14 protein-coding genes are annotated in these 16,187 nt (G+C 68.0%); 7 read left to right on the forward strand and 7 right to left on the reverse strand.

Translation table 11 applies throughout. The features are described from left to right. Nucleotide 1: 1 nt before the first annotated feature. The 5 genes from FJM51_RS14500 (at nt 2) to FJM51_RS14520 (ending at nt 4,961) form a co-directional block, all read left to right on the forward strand. On the forward strand, nt 2-1,075 hold the full coding sequence (locus FJM51_RS14500) for an ABC transporter ATP-binding protein (RefSeq protein WP_140454850.1): 1,074 nt from the start codon (nt 2-4) through the stop codon (nt 1,073-1,075). Continuing rightward, nucleotides 1,075-1,947, forward strand: a complete 873-nt coding sequence (locus FJM51_RS14505; protein WP_140454851.1) for a carbohydrate ABC transporter permease — start codon at nt 1,075-1,077, stop codon at nt 1,945-1,947. The genes FJM51_RS14500 and FJM51_RS14505 overlap by 1 nt, the downstream gene beginning before the upstream one ends. Then, complete coding sequence (locus FJM51_RS14510; protein ID WP_140454852.1) at nt 1,947-2,750, forward strand: carbohydrate ABC transporter permease; 804 nt, start codon at nt 1,947-1,949, stop codon at nt 2,748-2,750. Before FJM51_RS14505 ends, FJM51_RS14510 begins: the two co-directional genes overlap by 1 nt. Further along, entirely contained in the window at nt 2,750-3,160 is a 411-nt protein-coding gene (locus FJM51_RS14515) for a DUF2160 domain-containing protein (protein WP_140454853.1), read from the forward strand. The genes FJM51_RS14510 and FJM51_RS14515 overlap by 1 nt, the downstream gene beginning before the upstream one ends. A 94-nt stretch (nt 3,161-3,254) precedes the next feature. Continuing rightward, nucleotides 3,255-4,961: an ABC transporter substrate-binding protein gene (locus FJM51_RS14520; protein WP_181164565.1), complete on the forward strand. Its 1,707-nt coding sequence runs from the start codon at nt 3,255-3,257 to the stop codon at nt 4,959-4,961. Nucleotides 4,962-4,998: 37 nt separating this feature from the next. Here FJM51_RS14520 and FJM51_RS14525 read toward each other — a convergent pair whose 3' ends face one another. The 6 genes from FJM51_RS14525 to FJM51_RS14550 all read right to left on the reverse strand — a co-directional run bounded on the left by FJM51_RS14525 (nt 4,999) and on the right by FJM51_RS14550 (nt 12,491). After that, nucleotides 4,999-6,891 carry a bifunctional sugar phosphate isomerase/epimerase/4-hydroxyphenylpyruvate dioxygenase family protein gene (locus FJM51_RS14525; RefSeq protein ID WP_140454855.1) on the reverse strand — a complete coding sequence of 631 codons (1,893 nt, stop codon included), beginning with the start codon at nt 6,889-6,891 and terminating at the stop codon, nt 4,999-5,001. Between the two features lie 68 nt (nt 6,892-6,959). Next, a complete protein-coding gene (locus tag FJM51_RS14530) occupies nt 6,960-7,799 on the reverse strand; it encodes a shikimate dehydrogenase family protein (protein WP_140454856.1) in 840 nt (279 codons plus the stop codon). A gap of 64 nt (nt 7,800-7,863) precedes the next feature. Then, on the reverse strand, nt 7,864-9,255 hold the full coding sequence (locus FJM51_RS14535; protein WP_140454857.1) for an MFS transporter: 1,392 nt from the start codon (nt 9,253-9,255) through the stop codon (nt 7,864-7,866). Between the two features lie 185 nt (nt 9,256-9,440). Next, nucleotides 9,441-10,370 (reverse strand): LysR family transcriptional regulator, encoded by a 930-nt coding sequence (locus FJM51_RS14540; RefSeq protein ID WP_140454858.1) that lies wholly within the window; start codon nt 10,368-10,370, stop codon nt 9,441-9,443. A gap of 119 nt (nt 10,371-10,489) precedes the next feature. After that, nucleotides 10,490-11,374 (reverse strand): sugar phosphate isomerase/epimerase family protein, encoded by an 885-nt coding sequence (locus FJM51_RS14545; protein WP_140454859.1) that lies wholly within the window; start codon nt 11,372-11,374, stop codon nt 10,490-10,492. Nucleotides 11,375-11,483: 109 nt separating this feature from the next. After that, nucleotides 11,484-12,491 (reverse strand): LacI family DNA-binding transcriptional regulator, encoded by a 1,008-nt coding sequence (locus FJM51_RS14550; protein ID WP_140454860.1) that lies wholly within the window; start codon nt 12,489-12,491, stop codon nt 11,484-11,486. Nucleotides 12,492-12,713: 222 nt separating this feature from the next. Between FJM51_RS14550 and FJM51_RS14555 the strand changes: the two genes are divergently transcribed. Beyond that, a complete protein-coding gene (locus tag FJM51_RS14555) occupies nt 12,714-13,742 on the forward strand; it encodes a sterol desaturase family protein (protein WP_140454861.1) in 1,029 nt (342 codons plus the stop codon). Nucleotides 13,743-13,871: 129 nt separating this feature from the next. Here the strand turns inward: FJM51_RS14555 and FJM51_RS14560 are convergent, their stop codons facing one another. Beyond that, on the reverse strand, nt 13,872-14,903 hold the full coding sequence (locus tag FJM51_RS14560) for a LacI family DNA-binding transcriptional regulator (protein WP_140454862.1): 1,032 nt from the start codon (nt 14,901-14,903) through the stop codon (nt 13,872-13,874). A gap of 122 nt (nt 14,904-15,025) precedes the next feature. Between FJM51_RS14560 and FJM51_RS14565 the strand changes: the two genes are divergently transcribed. Then, a complete protein-coding gene (locus FJM51_RS14565) occupies nt 15,026-16,156 on the forward strand; it encodes a fatty acid desaturase family protein (RefSeq protein ID WP_233713132.1) in 1,131 nt (376 codons plus the stop codon). The last annotated feature ends 31 nt before the right edge of the window (nt 16,157-16,187 follow it).

Below are 16,187 nucleotides of genomic sequence, written 5' to 3' on the forward strand. Positions count from 1 at the left end.
CATGGCGCGGATCACCCTCTCCCGGCTCGCCCACAGCTACCTGCCGAACCCGGCGGACGAGGCGCAGTTCGCGCTGAAGGAAATGACCCATGTCTGGCGGGACGGCGGCGCCTACGCGCTGCTCGGCGCCTCGGGCTGCGGCAAGACCACGCTGCTCAACATCATCTCCGGTCTGCTCCGCCCCTCGCAGGGCCGGGTGCTCTTCGGCGAGACCGACGTGACCGACCTGCCGACCGAGGCGCGCGACATCGCGCAGGTGTTCCAGTTCCCGGTCGTCTACGACACGATGACCGTGCGCGAGAACCTCGCCTTCCCGCTCCGGAACCGAGGCAAGGCGCCGGGATACATCGCCGCGCGCGTGGCCGAGATCGCGGCGATGATCGGCATGGAGGCCGTGCTCGACCGCAAGGCGCGCGGCCTGACCGCCGACGCGAAGCAGAAGATCAGCCTCGGCCGCGGCATGGTCCGCGAGGATGTGAACGCGATCCTGTTCGACGAGCCGCTCACGGTCATCGATCCGCACATGAAATGGGAGCTGCGCACCCAGCTGAAGGCGCTGCACCGCCAGTTCGGCCATACGATGATCTATGTCACCCACGACCAGACCGAGGCGCTGACCTTCGCCGATCAGGTCGTGGTGATGCACGATGGCCGGGTGGTGCAGACCGGCACGCCGGAGGAGCTTTTCGAGGCGCCGGCGCATACCTTCGTCGGCTATTTCATCGGCTCGCCGGGAATGAACCTGCTCGACGCCCGCGTCGAGGGCCGCCGTGCCCATCTGCGCGGGGGCACGGTCGAGCTCGGCGCCGCCTATCCCGCGCTCGAAGGCCGGGTCCGGATCGGCATCCGGCCGGAATACGTCGCGCTGACCGAGGGGCCGGGGCTGCCGGTCTCCATCCGCCGCGTCGAGGACGTGGGCCGGCACCGGATCGTCCGGGCCGAACTCTCCGGCGCGCCGATCGACATCGTGGCGGAGGAGGGCGAGCGGCTGCCCGCCGAGCCGCGCGTCGTCTTCGCGCCGGAGAAGATCAACGTCTACGCCGACGACTGGCGCGTCGAGGGGGAAGCCGCCTGATGGAGAAGACCCAGAACAACCGCGCCTGGTTCCTGGTCCTGCCGATGCTCGTCATCGTCGCCTTCTCGGCGGTGATCCCGCTGATGACGGTGGTGAACTACTCGGTGAACGACACGTTCGGCAGAAACGAGTTCTTCTGGGCCGGGCTCGAATGGTTCGACGAGACCCTGCGGTCCGAGCGGCTCTGGAGCGCGCTCGGCCGCAACGCGCTCTTCTCGGCCATCATTCTCGCGATCGAGGTGCCGCTCGGCATCTTCGTCGCGCTCCACATGCCGAAGAAAGGTTTCTGGGCCTCGTTCTGCCTCGTCGTCATGGCGCTGCCGCTGCTCGTGCCCTTCAACGTGGTCGGCACGATCTGGCAGATCTTCGCGCGCACCGACATCGGCCTGCTCGGGCATACCCTCTGGTCGCTCGGGATCGACTACAATTACACCGCGAACCCGCTCCACGCCTGGCTCACCATCATCGTGATGGATGTCTGGCACTGGACCAGCCTCGTGGCGCTGCTCTGCTACGCCGCGCTCCAGTCGATCCCGGAGGCCTATTACCAGGCCGCGAAGATCGACCAGGCGAGCCGATGGAAGGTGTTCCGCTACATCGAACTCCCGAAGATGAAGGGCGTCTTGGTGATCGCGATCCTGCTCCGCTTCATGGACAGCTTCATGATCTATACGGAGCCCTTCGTCGTCACCGGCGGGGGCCCGGGCAATTCGACCACCTTCCTCTCGATCGATCTCGTGAAGATGGCGGTGGGCCAGTTCGACCTCGGCCCCGCCGCCGCCTTCTCGATCATGTATTTCCTCGTGATCCTGCTCGTGTCCTGGGTCTTCTACACCGTCATGACCAACATGGACAAAGAGGAGGGCGTCTGATGCGTCCGAGGTTCTCGCCGCTGATCATGACGCTCTACCTGCTCTTCCTGATGATTCCGGTCTACTGGCTCGTCAACATGAGCCTCAAGACCAATACCGAGATCATCTCGACCTTTTCGATATTTCCGAAGAACCTGACTTTCGCGAACTACCGGACGATCCTGACCGATCCGAGCTGGTACATGGGCTATGTCAACTCGATCATCTACGTGGTGATGAACACGGTGATCTCGGTCGCCGTGGCGCTGCCCGCCGCCTATGCCTTCAGCCGCTACAGCTTCATGGGCGACAAGCACCTGTTCTTCTGGCTGCTGACGAACCGGATGGCGCCACCGGCGGTCTTCGCGCTGCCCTTCTTCCAGCTCTATTCCTCGGTCGGACTGTTCGACACGCATATCGCGGTGGCGCTCGCGCATTGCCTCTTCAACGTCGCGCTCGCGGTCTGGATCCTCGAGGGCTTCATGCGCGGGGTGCCGAAGGAGCTCGACGAGACCGCCTATGTCGACGGCTATTCCTTCGGGCGGTTCTTCGTGAAGATCTTCATGCCGCTGATCGCGAGCGGCATCGGCGTCGCCGCCTTCTTCTGCTTCATGTTCTCCTGGGTCGAGCTCCTGCTGGCGCGCACGCTGACCGCCGTCAACGCGAAGCCGATCGCCGCCGTGATGACACGCACGGTCTCGGCCGCCGGAATGGACTGGGGCGTGCTGGCCGCGGCCGGCGTGCTGACCCTCGTCCCGGGCGCGCTGGTCATCTACTTCGTGCGGAACTACATCGCCAAGGGCTTCGCCCTGGGGAGGGTGTGATGACGCGGCGGGGCTGGGCCGTTCTCGCCGGCGCCGTCTTTCTCGCCTTCGCGGCGATCCTCGGCCTGCTCGTCCGCGCGGTGCCCCGGGGCGACGAGGGGCCGGACTGGACCGGCCAGCTCGTCGAGGGCGGCTGGATGGCCTGGACCTTCCCGGTCGCGGTCTTCTTCCTCGCGATCGCCGCGCTGCTCGCGCTGATGACGCTGCTGGCGCTCCGCTTTCCCGAGCAGCCGCGGCGGGGCGTGCTCCGGATCGAGACGACGCGGGGCGACCGGCTCTTCGTCACGCTGCTCGGCTCCGCCTTCATCAATCTCGCCTGGCTCTACGTCTTCGGAATCGACGGCCCGCCCCTCTGGGGGGCGCTGATCCTTTGCCTCGTCTACGCCGCCGCGGTGTTCCGCTGGGTGTGACGGGGAAACGCGGACCCGGCGCGCGCTCCGGGCACAAGAACAAGACTTCGTCAAGCTCACTCCAAGGGAGGAAAACGTGAGACACGGACGGACGATGACCGCGGTGGCGCTCGCGCTCGCGGCGATGGCGGTGCCCGCCTGGGCGGACATGGAGGCGGCGAAGGCCTTCCTCGACAAGGAGATCGGCGATCTCTCCACGCTCTCCCGGCCCGAGCAGGAAGCGGAGATGCAGTGGTTCATCGACGCCGCCAAGCCCTATGCCGGCATGGACATCAAGGTGGTGTCCGAGACGATCACCACGCATGAATACGAATCGAAGGTGCTGGCGCCGGCCTTCACCGCGATCACCGGCATCCGGATCACGCACGACCTCATGAGCGAGGGCGACGTGATCGAGAAGCTGCAGACGCAGATGCAGAGCGGCGAGAACATCTACGACGCCTATATCAACGACTCAGACCTGATCGGGACGCACTGGCGCTACCAGCAGGCGCGCGACCTGACGAAATGGATGGCCGACGAAGCCAAGGAGGTGACGAGCCCGACACTCGACCTGCCCGACTTCATCGGCCTGAGTTTCACCACCGCGCCGGACGGCGAGCTCTACCAGCTGCCCGACCAGCAGTTCGCGAACCTCTACTGGTTCCGCTACGACTGGTTCTCGGACCAGAAGACCAAGGACGACTTCAAGGCGAAGTACGGCTACGATCTCGGCGTCCCGGTCAACTGGACCGCCTATCAGGACATCGCGGAATTCTTCACCGGCCGCGACATGTCCTACATGGAGGGCGGCCCGAAGAGCGCCTGGGGCAACATGGACTACGGCAAGAAGGACCCCTCGCTCGGCTGGCGCTATACCGATGCCTGGATGTCGATGGCCGGCATGGGCGACAAGGGCGAGCCGAACGGCCTGCCGGTCGACGAATGGGGCGTGCGGGTGGACGAGAATTCGCGCCCCGTCGGCTCCTGCGTCGACCGGGGCGGCGCGACCAACGACGCCGCCGCGGTCTACGCGGTGACCAAGGCGATCGAATGGCTGCGGGAATACACGCCCCCCGAGGCGCAGGGGATGACCTTCTCCGAGGCGGGACCGGTGCCGGCGCGCGGGGACATCGCCCAGCAGATGTTCTGGTACACCGCCTTTACCGCCGACATGGTGAAGCCCGGCATCGCGGTGATGAACGAGGACGGCACGCCGAAATGGCGGATGGCGCCCTCGCCGCATGGCGCCTACTGGAGCCAGGGGACGAAGATCGGCTATCAGGACGTGGGCTCCTGGACGCTGATGAAATCAACGCCGGCGGACCGGGCCAAGGCCGCCTGGCTCTACGCCCAGTTCGTCACCTCGAAGACGGTGGACGTGAAGAAGTCCCACGTCGGGCTGACCTTCATCCGCGACTCCACGATCCACGACAAGTCCTTCACCGAGCGCGGGCCACAGCTCGGCGGGCTGGTCGAGTTCTACCGCTCGCCCGCGCGCACGCAGTGGTCGCCGACGGGAACCAATATCCCGGACTACCCGAAGCTCGCGCAGGTCTGGTGGCAGAACATCGGCGATGCGATGTCCGGCGCCAAGACCCCGCAGCAGGCGCTCGACGCGCTCTGCGAGGATCAGGAAAAGGTGTTGTCGCGGCTCGAAAGGTCGAAGGTGCAGGGCGATCTCGGTCCGAAGCTGAACGAGAAGCAGGATCCGCAATACTGGATCGACCAGCCGGGCGCGCCGGTGGCGAAGCTCGAGAACGAGAACCCGAAGCCCGAGACCGTTTCCTATGACGAGCTGGTGAAGTCCTGGGAGAACTGAGCCGGAAGGGCGGTCCCGCGGGGGGCCGCCCGTCCGGTCAGCGGCGCGGCACGTTCCGCGGCCGCGCGTGCCGCGTCTGGGCGGCGATGCGGAAGGGCGCGTTCGGCGCGCCGTAGCCGCGGTAGCCGCCCCGGCGCTCGACGATCTCGAAGAAGAACCCCTCGCCGTAATTCGGGCTGTAGAGCTGGAAATACTCGCCGTGCTCGTCGCGGTCGTAGAGGATGTGCAGCGCGCGCAGCCGGTCGGCGAATTCGGGATCCAGCCCGAACCGCGCCTCGACGTCGTCGAAATAGTTGGGGGAGATGACGAGGCCCTCGAACCCGCCCGCGCGCAGCGCCTCCGCCGTGGCGAAGATGTCGCGCGTCTCGAAGGCGAGATGCTGCACCGCCGAGCCGAACGTGTCCGCGATGAAGCGCCCGGCGAGGGTGCGCGCGTTCTCAGCGCCGTTCAGCGTCAGCCGGAAGGTGCCCTCGTCGTTCTCGATCACCTGGCTGCGCACGATGCCCGAGGGGTCGATCACGTCGACCATCGGTGTCTTCCGGGTGCGAAAGATCGAGGTGTAGAACAGCAGCCAGGACAGCATCTCGTCATGCGGCATGGTCTGGGCGACGTGATCGATCCGGACCAGCCCCACCTCCGCGCCGGGCGCGACGTCGGTCACGGGGGTGAATTCGACCTCCCAGACCCGCGAGAGTTCCGGACCCCCGTCCAGGAAATGCAGCAGCGCGCCGCCCACGCCCCGGATCGCCGGGATCTCGAGTTCGCCCGGCCGGCGGGTCTGGCCGAAGCGCTTCGCGCCGAGCGCCTCGGCGCGGGCGAGGGTCGCGGCCGCGTCCTCGACGCGCAGGCCGATGTCGCAGACGCCCGTCCCATGCGTGACATAGGCGGCGTGGGCGAAACCCTCGGGCTCGGTATTGACGACGAGATTGATGTCCCCCTGCCGGTAGAGCGTCACCTGCCGGCTGACATGGCGCCCGGCTTCGCGGAAGCCGAGGGCGCGGAGCATCCGGACGAGGCCGGGCGCGGTCTCGCGGGTGGCGGCGAATTCGACGAACTCGATCCCCTCGACCGCGATCCGGTCGGGCATCGGCGGCGCGAGTTCCCCGGCCGCCGGTTCGCACCGCCGCACCTGATCCATCAGATAGACGAGCGAGCGGTGGCCGTCGGCCGCGATCTGGCGCGCGGAGCCACCGCGGAACTGGTCGTTGAAGATCTCCAGCGAGAGCCAGCCGTCGTAGCCGGTCGCGGCCACGGCGGCGAGGAAGTCGCGCACCGGCAGGTCGCCCTCTCCCGGCATGTTGCGGAAATGCCGGCTGAGATAGAGCAGGTCCATGTCGATCAGCGGCGCGTCGGCGAGCTGGACGAGGAAGATCCTGTCGGCCGGGATCGCCCGGATCGTCGCCGGATCGATCTTGCGCGACAGCGTATGGAAGGAATCGAGGATCACGCCGACATTGGGATGGTCCGCGCGCCGCGCGATTTCCCAGGCGTCGCGATGGTCGTTCACGTGGCGCCCCCAGGCGAGCGCCTCGAAGCCGATCCGGATGCCGCGCTTCGCCGCCCGCTCGCCGAGCTCGCGCAGATCGGCCGCCGCGCGGTCGATGCCGCCGAGCGAGACGGACGAGGTATTGGAGCAGACCAGGATCAGATCCGCGCCGAGTTCGCCCATCAGATCGAACTTGCGCTCCGCCCGGTCGAAGGCGCGGGCCCGCTGCGGCTCCGGCATCCCCTCGAAATCGCGGAACGGCTGGAACAGGTTCAGTTCGAGCCCCGCGTCGCGGACCATGCGCCCCACCTCGCGCGGCGTCGCATCATAGGCGAGGAAGTCGTTCTCGAAGATCTCCACCCCGTCGAACCCGGCGGCGGCGATCGCGGCGAGCTTGTCCGGGAGCTCGCCGCTGATGGAAACTGTGGCGATCGAGGTTTTCATCTGGCACTGGCCTCCGTTCCGTCCCGGCGCGGAGGCACGCTCCGCGCCGTCATCATGTCATGTCCGGCTCAGGCCGTCAGGAGGGCGCGCAGGCGCGCCTCCTCCACCTCGATCCCGTGGAAGATGCTGATCGCATGGAGGCCCTGGTAAAAGTAGAGTTCGTAGCCCGAGAGGATTTTCAGCCCCTCGGCGGCCGCGTCGCCGAGGAATTCGGTATCGACCGGCGTATAGACCGCGTCGAAGGCCCAGGAGGCGCCGCGTATCAGCGCGCGGGGCAGGGGCGTTCCGCCGTAGCCGACCATGCCGACGGGCGTGCAGTTGACGAGACCGTCCGCGCCCCGGGCCGCGGCCGGGTCGGCGGAGACGCCGACGACGAGGCCGGGCGCCGCCGCGCGGAGCTGTTCGGCCAGCGCCTCGGCCTTCGGCAGGTCGCGCTCGACCAGGCGGAGTTCGCGCATCCCGAGATCCGCGAGGCCGAAGGCCACCGCCTTGCCGACGCCGCCCGCGCCGATCATGCAGACCGTGCCCGGCGCGGCGTCGCCGAAGCCGGTCCGGTAGGCCGCCTTGAAGCCCGACCAGTCGGTGTTGAAGCCCTTCGCCCCCTGGGCGGTGAAGAGCACCGTGTTGCAGGCGCCGAGCCGCGCGACCTGAGGCTCGTCCACCGTCACCCGGGCGGTCACCCGTTCCTTGTAGGGATAGGTGATGTTGAGCCCGCGGTAGCCTTCCTCGCGCGCCTTGTCGAAGACCGCGTCGAAATCGAGACCGAGGGTCTTGGGGACGAGGCGGTCATAGGTGGTGGGCCGGCCGATCATGTCGCCGGCGAGCTCGTGCAGGCGGGGGGATCTCGAATCGGCGATGTTGTCGCCGATCAGGCCGAGTTTGACGGTCGTGGTCGCGGTGGTGGTCATGTCGAGCTCCGGCTCTGGCGCGGCGGGAAGGGAGCCCGCGGGAACGCGGGCTCCGGAGGCGGTATCAGGCGTGGCCGGCGAGCGAGGCCGCGCGCATCCGATCATACTCCGCCCTGGGCACCGGCACCGCGTCGGATTTGCCGAGGTCGTTCATGTGCACCCGGTAGGTTTCGCGGGCCGACCAGGCGGCGACGGCCGCGACGCAGGTGATGCCGAAGGCGAGCGAGCCGATGATGAGCGGGATGTTCTCGGTCCCGGGCGCCGCGACGCTGGCGAAGAGCGCGGGCAGGAGCGCCGTGATCGTAGTGCCGATGTTCTGGCTGATCGCCATCGACGAGACGCGGGTGCGGGTCGGGAAGAGCTCCGGATAGAAGCTCGGGAAGATCGCGTTGTAGCCCTGGTAGACGATCCCCCACATCAGGAGCGACATCAGGATCGCGAGCGGCACCGAATGGATCGAGATCGCATAGAGGTAGCCGAAGGCGAGCAGGCCCGAGCCGAGGCAGCCGACGATAATGGGCGGGCGGCGGCCGATCCGGTCCGAGAGGTTGCCGACCAGCGGGATCACGACGCAGGCGACGATGTTGCCGAGCACCGGGATCCAGAGATAGACGTCCTTGTGGAAGCCGATGCCATAGGCGGCCTGCACGGCGTAGGCGGCGCCGAAGACGGTGGCGACGACGGGGATCGTGTTCATGAGCGACATGCAGATGACGCGGATCATGTCGGGCCAGCTGGTGGTGATCGCCTCGACGATCGGCGAGCGCGGAGCGGCGTTCTGGCTCTCCTCCTCCTGGAAGGCCGGGGTCTCCTCGACTTCGCGGCGGATGACGTAGCCCGCGATGATCACGACGAAGCTGAGCAGGAACGGGATCCGCCAGCCCCAGGAATTGAAGGCCGCGTCGGGCATGAAATGGGCGAGCGGAAGGAAGACGGCGGCCGCGAGGATCTGGCCCGCCTGCACGCCCTGGAGCGTGAAGCTCGCGAAGAAGCCGCGCCGTCCGAAGGGCGCGTGTTCGACGATCATCGAGCTCGCGCCCGAAATCTCGCCGGCGACGGCGAAGCCCTGGATCAGGCGCAGCGCCACGAGCAGCGCCGGCGCGAGCAGGCCGACCTGGGCATACGTGGGCAGCAGGCCGACGGCGAGCGTCGAGAAGCCCATCAGGAACATGCAGAGGATGAGCACGCGCTTGCGCCCATGGGTGTCGCCCCAGTGGCCGAGCACGAAGGCGCCGATGGGCCGGGCGACATAGCCGACGCCGTAGGTGGCGAGCGAGGCGATGATCGCGACCCGCGGATTCTCCGAGGGGAAGAAGATCTGCGGGAAGATCAGCGACGCGGCGGTCGCATAGATGAAGAAGTCGTAATATTCGAGGGCGGAGCCGATCCAGCCGCTGGCCGCGGCCTTTCTGGATTGGTGCCTTCCCTTGGGTTCGTGATATGTCGCGTCGGCCATCGACGGTCTCCTCCTGGGATCTTTGTCTTGCGCGCGCACGGCCGCCGCCGCGGCTGACGGTTGCCTGTGCTGTCGCGAATGTGAGGTTTCGATCTGCGTCCGGGGGTTACCCGCCTTGCACGGACAACATAGCTCGATTCGGCCCCCGCGACCATGATCGGGATGCCGGGCCGCGTAACATCATGTTAATCCGCCTGGGCGCCCCACGGGCGCGTCGCGATGGTGTGGGCGAGTTCGTCGCGCAACCGGCTGATCGTGTATTCCGCGAAGCTCGACAGGATGCGGCCCGCCTTCTGCGCCGCGAAGACCGAGATCTCGACGCGCTCCTCCAGCGGCAGCCGGACGAGCCCCGGCATGTAGACGCCCGCGACCGAGAATTCATCGATGACCGCGACGCCGAGTCCGTGGCGCACGAGGCTCACCACCGTCTGGGCGAAGCGCGCCCGGATCGAGAGGCGCCGCTCCAGCCCCGCGCGCCGGAACGGCTCCGCCGTGATCGCCCCGTAGGGGTCGGAGGCGTCGACGCCGATCAGCATGTCCCCGGCGAGCCGGTGCGCCGGCACCGGCGCCCGCGTGGCGGCGAGCGGATGATCCTCCGGCACGATCGCGACCAGTTCGCCCACGCCGAGCGGGCGGAAATCGAGCGAGGGATGCGGGAAGCGATAGGACATCGCGACGAACTCGCCCCGTTCGAGCAGGAGGTAGTCGACCGCCTCCTCGATCTTGAGCACGTTGAGATCGATGTAGAGCTCCGGGAAGCGGCGGCGAACACGGCGGATCGCCTGCGCGGCGAGGAACTGGGCGATGGAGGGGACCGAGGCGAAGGCGAGTTCGGCCTCGCGCCCGCGCTTCAGCGACTGGAGCGCGTCCGTGAGCCCCGCCATCTTGTCATAGACCTGGTGGATCTGCTCGAAGATCGTCGCCGCCTCGGCCGCTGGCACGAAGAGCCCCGCCTTGCGCTCGAAGAGGCGCACACCGAGGCTTTCCTCCGTGTGCTTGACCAGACGGCTGATGCCGGGCGCCGACACGTTGAGCAGTTCGGCGGCGCCCGCGATCGTGCCCGCCATCATGACGGCGCGGATGACCTCGACCTGGCGCAGGGTGAGATCGCGCATCGCTCAGCCCGCGCCGCGCCGCCGTTTCGCGCCCCTGGTGCGTGACAAGGCTCGCCTCCCCCTTCCGCCGTCCGCTCCGGAACATAGCGCGCGGCCGGGCCGAGGGCGAGCCGGGAGGCTCAGCCCGCGACGGTCTCCCCGCGCGCGGGTTTCGCGCCCGGCGCGCTCGCGGCCCAGAGGTCGCGCGCGATGTCGCGCAGGATCAGCGATTCCTCCCAGCGGTCGGTCGTGTCGTTCCCGTCCCGGCCGATGATCGCATAGGGCTTCGGGCCCAGTTCGCAGGTGAAGGCGAGGGTCGCGTCCGGCGCGGCGCGGCGGCGCCAGCTCGCGAAACCATGGGCCCACCAGCGCTCGAACAGCTCGACCCACATCCGATGCGCGGGAAAGGAAATCTCCACCTGCACCTGCTCGCGCGAGGCGACGCGGCCATGAAAGGCCCAGGAATTGTCGAGGATACGCTCGATCATCGCGTGATTCTCCTCCTCCACCGGCCAGGCGAATTCGCGGCCGACGAGGAAATGCGACAGATCGGCGACCAGCGGCAGGTCGGGCATCGCGTCGAGAATGTCGAGCGTGAAATAGAGATCCGTGGTCATCCGGTCGCGGTGGGTCTCGATCAGCACCGGAAAATCGACCTCCTCGGCGAGGCGCATCCAGCCTTCGAGCAGCGGCAGGCAGTCCGCGAGCCGGCGCGGCCGGACGTCGGGCTGGATGTCGAGATGATGGAGCGGAAATTCGGAGGCGATCTCGAGCACCGGCTTCAGGTCGTCGACGGTCTTCGGAAAGCACTGTCCCTCGGCGGTCATGCCCCGTTCGCGCAGCAGCGCGGACAGCCGCGAGACCTGTTCGCGGTCGGTCCAGTGCGTGCTGACGCCGTCGAAACCGGCATCGGCGATCATCGCGACATTCTCTTCCAGCGACCGCTCGACGCCATCGGTGTGCCGGCGCTCCATCGCCCAGAGCGACTGGAGCACGAGGAGCCCCTGTTCCCGCCGAGTTTCCATGAGGCCGGTCTCCTTCCTTCGCTGCGCGGACGCGTTTCCGGAACGCCCGCCTTCGCCTCGCATATCGCTCAGATTGAGGCGTCGCGCAACGCTCAAGCCGACGCGGGCATCATCCGCGCGGCATCACGAAGGCCGGCAGGTTGAACCGGGTGTAGATGCCGAAATCGACGTGATGGACCGGTTCCTCCCCCGCGAGCGAGGGCAGGGTCGCCAGGCGGAGCGCGCGGCGCACCATCGAGGAGGTATCCTGCGCCAGCGCGTAGTCGATCACGCCCTCGCGCAGCAGCGGCGCGGTAATGTGATTCGTCTCGTGCGTCAGCACGATCGGCCGCCCCACGCGCCCCGCCGCGCGCAGCGCCTCGGCGAGGCCGGCGTTGCCGCCGGCGACATTGTAGACCGCGTCGAGATCGGGATGGGCGGCGAGCATCTCCGCCACCGCCCGGCGGGTGTTCTCGAACTCATCCTCGCCGCCGCCCTCGTGCACGATCTGGGCGCGCGGAAAATGCGCGCGCAGATGGGCGCGGAAGCCCATCTCGCGCTCCTCGTGGCAGGAGAAGGCGTAGTCGCCGAAGATCACTCCGAACCGGGCCTCGCGCTCGCGGAACAGCCCGCCGAGCACGAAGGCCGCGCATTCCCCGGCCATCCGGTTGTCGATGCTGACGAAGGCGTCGCGCGCGTCATGCGGGAGATCGGAGATGAAGGTCACGATCCGCTTGCCCCGCGCCCGCGCCTCGGCGAGTTCGGCGCGCAGCGGCTCGGCGCTCTTCGCGGTCAGGATCAGCGGGCGCGACGGGTCGGCGCAGAGCTCGCGCGCGCGGGCGAGCATCCCGGCGTCGCTCTCGCCATGCATGTCGTGCAGCCGCGCCGAGGGCCGGTCGAGCATGGCGAGCGTACCGGCGACCTGGGCCATCATGCCGCGCCCGACGCGGAGCAGGACGTCGAGCGGCCTGTCCTCGCCGACCGGCGCCGCCGCGCCCGAGCGCAGCTCCTCGAGCGCCGCGTCGATGACCTTGCGCGTGCGCGGATGCACGCTGCCCCGCCCGTTCAGCGCGCGGTCGATGGTCGCGCGCGACAGGCCCGTCGCCTCGGTCAGTTCCTTGATGGTGATCTTTCTCAAGCGGGTCCGCCCCTGCTGCGCGCCTCATGATAAACCATCGAACCCGTCCCGGCACAACCGGAGCGGGGAAAACCCAAATCGCCTCATAATGATTGACTATGTGAAGCATCTAACCTCATATTGAGGCGTCTCAGCGACGCGGATTCGGTGCGCGCGAAGTCTCATTGACATGGGAGGGTCCGGAGCCCGGGCGGACCCTTCCGGCGAAAGAGGAAACGACTCATGGATGAAAGCGCCTACGGCAGCCGCGACCGGCGCGGTCACTATACGCCCGACAGGCTGGTCAGGACCGGCCCGCTCTTCGAACTGCCGTTCAGGCCCCGCGTCGTGGCGCGGTGGCTTTTCGGCTGGGGCGGCTATCTCTGGCCCTACAACCTGTTCTACGCGCTGGTCGGCATCGGCGTCTGGCTGTGGCTGACCCCGCCGATGGAGCGGATGCGCGACTTCGAGGCGGGCTGGATCGCCTTCATCTGGCTGCGCAACGCCGGGCTCATCCTGCTGTGGTTCGGCGCCTTCCATCTGCGCCTCTACGTCCAGCGCGCGCAGGGGACGCGGTTCAAGTACAACCCCAACTGGCCCTCGACCGACAACGACGCCTTCCTGTTCCGCGACCAGACCGTCGACAACATGATCTGGGCCTTCGGAAGCGGCGTCACGATCTGGACCGCCTACGAGGCGGTGACCTGGTGGCTGTTCGCCAATGGCTACGTGCCCTGGGTGAGCTGGGCCGGGCATCCCGTCTACATCGTGGCCTTCATGCTGCTCATCCCGCTGTTCCGGGAGGTGCATTTCTACCTGGTCCACCGTCTCATTCACGTGCCGGTGCTCTACAGATACGTGCACAGCCTGCACCACAACAACGTGAATCCCGGCCCCTGGTCCGGCCTCTCGATGCATCCGGTCGAGCATCTGCTCTATTTCTCGGGCGTCGCGCTGCACTGGATCGTGCCGTCGCATCCGGTCCATGCGATGTTCCACCTCGTCCATCTCGCGATGTCGCCGGCACCGGGGCATACCGGGTTCGAGAAGGTCGTCGCGGGGGAGGACAGCGCGCTCGATACGCATTGCTTCGCCCATTACCTGCACCACAAGTATTTCGAGGTGAACTACGCCGATGGCGGCGTGCCGCTCGACCGCTGGTTCGGCACCTTCCACGACGGCTCCCGGGAGGCGGAGGAGCGGATGAACGCCCGGTTCAAGGCCCGCAACGCGAAGCGGCGGGCGAAGGCGGCGAAGGCCGCTCCCTCCTGACCGCCGCCTTCCGGTCCGGCGGCCGGGACGCCTCCTCCCACCCCGGCCGGCGGACCGGATCCCTGTCATGGCGACGCGCCCGTGTCGCCATGACGCCTTTCCGCGCCATGCGAAACCGCGGAGCGCCCGTCAGAGGTTCTCCGGCGTGAAGAGATCCATCGGCAATGTGACATGATTGGGCAGCCGCGCGCCTTCCCCCTCGAGCGACAGCACGACGAGCTCCATCAACCGCTCGCAGAGGCGGTCGATCGGCTCGCAGACCGCGGCCGTCAGCAGGCGTTCGGAAAGCGCCGCCCGCGCGACGGGCGGCAGTTCGGGCCCGACCAGCGCGGGGCGCCGCTCCTCCGGAACGCGCCGAAGCCCCGCCACCGCGCCCGCGATCCCGCCGCCGGCGAGATAGACCCCGACGAGATCGGGATAGGCCTCGACGAGCTGGACGACGGCCTCCTCCGTCGCGGCGTCGGATTCGGAATTCACCACCGCCTCCAGCACCCGGAAACCGGGGGCCAGTTCGCGGAAGTAGGAGCGGAAGCCGATCTCGCGCGACTCGTGCCCCTGGAAGCGCCGGCTGCCGACGATCACCCCGACCCGCCCGGGCCTGAGGGCGGTGTGATGGATCACCCAGGCGGCGGTCCGCCCCGCCTTGCGCCCGTCGATCCCGATATGGCTCGTCCGCGCCGAGGTCGGCAGATCGGAGAGCAGCGTGAAGACCGCGACGTCGCGCGCTGCGAGATCCGCGACGGCCTCGGCCACCGCCGGGTGATCGGGGCTCACCACGGCGACCGCCCGCGCGCGCCGGCCGAGACGGCGAAGCCGGGCCGCGATGTCCTCCGCGTCGTCGACGCTCCAGAAATCGGCGCGCACGACGCCCCGGAACAGCCGGGACCCCGTGATCGTCGCGGTCAGCCGCGCGGTCAGATCGGCGTAGAAGGGGACATCCGGCCGTTGCAGCAGCACCCCGACGACGACCTCCGGCAACTGCTCCCTCAGCCGGGACCGAATGAGCCCCGCCGCGTGGAAGCCGAGCCGGTGGGCCGCGTCGAGCACGCGCCGCGCGGTATCCTCGCGCACCGGGAGCCGGCCGTTCACCACGCGGTCGACGGTGGCGACGCTCACACCCGCCTCGCGGGCGACGTCGGCGATCGTGGCGCGGGCGACCATGGCGACTCTCCTTTCAGCGCGATGATATGTTCTGATAGATTTACCTGCAAGACACGTTGTGATTCGGTAGTCCGAAGCGCATCTTCCCTCAAAATCGCCGCGTCTCGGGAGGATCCTGGCAAATGACGGAAATGACCTCGGATTTCAGCGATGGAACGCCCGCTCCGCGCGGCCGGAAGCGCGACTACAGCCTGCTGGGCGAGGATGCGCGCCGGGCGGTCGAGAACGGGCTGAAGGCGGCCGAATGGTATCACACCGACCTGCCGCGCAAGGAAATGAAGGCCTTCATGCAGCGTTCGGACCAGCCGGCGATCCGCGACACGATCCTCTGGCTCGGCGCGATGGCGGTCTTCGCGGGCCTCGGCGTCGCGCTCTGGCTGGCGGGCCACCCCTGGCTGTCGATCCCGCTCTGGCTCGCCTACGGCGTGCTCTACGGTTCCGCCTCGGATTCGCGCTGGCACGAATGCGGGCATGGAACGGCGTTCAAGACGCGCTGGATGAACGACTGGGTCTACCAGATCGCCTCCTTCATGATGATCCGCAACCCCTACACCTGGCGCTGGAGCCACACGCGGCACCACACCGACACCTACATCGTCGGCCTCGATCCGGAAATCGCGGTGATGCGGCCGCCGGCGTTCTTCAAGCTCGTCCTGAACTTCTTCGGCGTGATCGATTCCTGGAACGGCCTCGGCCGGATGCTCTACAACGCTACCGGCCGGATCCATCCGGAGGAGGCGACCTTCGTTCCGGAGATGGAGCAGCCCAAGGTGATCCGCGTCGCACGGATCTGGACGCTGATCTACGCCGCGACCATCGCGCTCGCCATCGCCACGCAGTCGGTCCTGCCGCTGATGGTCATCGGCCTGCCGCGTCTCTACGGCGCCTGGCACCACATCATGACGGGCCTTCTGCAGCATGGCGGGCTCGCGGACGACGTGCTCGACCACCGGCTGAACTCGCGCACCGTTTACATGAACCCGATTTCGCGCTTCATCTACTGGAACATGAACTATCACGTGGAGCACCACATGTTCCCGATGGTGCCCTACCATCAGCTGCCCGCGCTGCACGAACGGATCCGGCACGACCTGCCCGCGCCGAACCGCTCGATCGCCGAGGCGTTCCGCGAGATGTGGCCCGCGCTCGTTCGCCAGCTCCGCTACGAGGACTACTTCCTGAAGCGCGAACTTCCCGCGACGGCGAAGCCCTATCGCGAGGACTTCCACGCCGAGGCGCTCGGCGCCGCCTGAGCGGAGCCCGCGCCCGGGAAACAGCCAGAAA

It is taken from the genome of Amaricoccus solimangrovi (assembly GCF_006385685.1).
In the GTDB taxonomy this organism is placed as follows: domain Bacteria; phylum Pseudomonadota; class Alphaproteobacteria; order Rhodobacterales; family Rhodobacteraceae; genus Amaricoccus; species Amaricoccus solimangrovi.

Coding starts and splice junctions, on each gene's coding strand:
- FJM51_RS14555 (WP_140454861.1), top strand. CDS start 12,714: ATGGATGAAAGCGCCTACGGCAGCCGCGACCGGCGCGGTCACTATACG.
- FJM51_RS14525 (WP_140454855.1), bottom strand. CDS start 6,891: ATGAAAACCTCGATCGCCACAGTTTCCATCAGCGGCGAGCTCCCGGAC.
- FJM51_RS14510 (WP_140454852.1), top strand. CDS start 1,947: ATGCGTCCGAGGTTCTCGCCGCTGATCATGACGCTCTACCTGCTCTTC.
- FJM51_RS14505 (WP_140454851.1), top strand. CDS start 1,075: ATGGAGAAGACCCAGAACAACCGCGCCTGGTTCCTGGTCCTGCCGATG.
- FJM51_RS14530 (WP_140454856.1), bottom strand. CDS start 7,799: ATGACCACCACCGCGACCACGACCGTCAAACTCGGCCTGATCGGCGAC.
- FJM51_RS14545 (WP_140454859.1), bottom strand. CDS start 11,374: ATGGAAACTCGGCGGGAACAGGGGCTCCTCGTGCTCCAGTCGCTCTGG.
- FJM51_RS14560 (WP_140454862.1), bottom strand. CDS start 14,903: ATGGTCGCCCGCGCCACGATCGCCGACGTCGCCCGCGAGGCGGGTGTG.
- FJM51_RS14565 (WP_233713132.1), top strand. CDS start 15,026: ATGACGGAAATGACCTCGGATTTCAGCGATGGAACGCCCGCTCCGCGC.
- FJM51_RS14540 (WP_140454858.1), bottom strand. CDS start 10,370: ATGCGCGATCTCACCCTGCGCCAGGTCGAGGTCATCCGCGCCGTCATG.
- FJM51_RS14520 (WP_181164565.1), top strand. CDS start 3,255: ATGACCGCGGTGGCGCTCGCGCTCGCGGCGATGGCGGTGCCCGCCTGG.
- FJM51_RS14500 (WP_140454850.1), top strand. CDS start 2: ATGGCGCGGATCACCCTCTCCCGGCTCGCCCACAGCTACCTGCCGAAC.
- FJM51_RS14515 (WP_140454853.1), top strand. CDS start 2,750: ATGACGCGGCGGGGCTGGGCCGTTCTCGCCGGCGCCGTCTTTCTCGCC.
- FJM51_RS14535 (WP_140454857.1), bottom strand. CDS start 9,255: ATGGCCGACGCGACATATCACGAACCCAAGGGAAGGCACCAATCCAGA.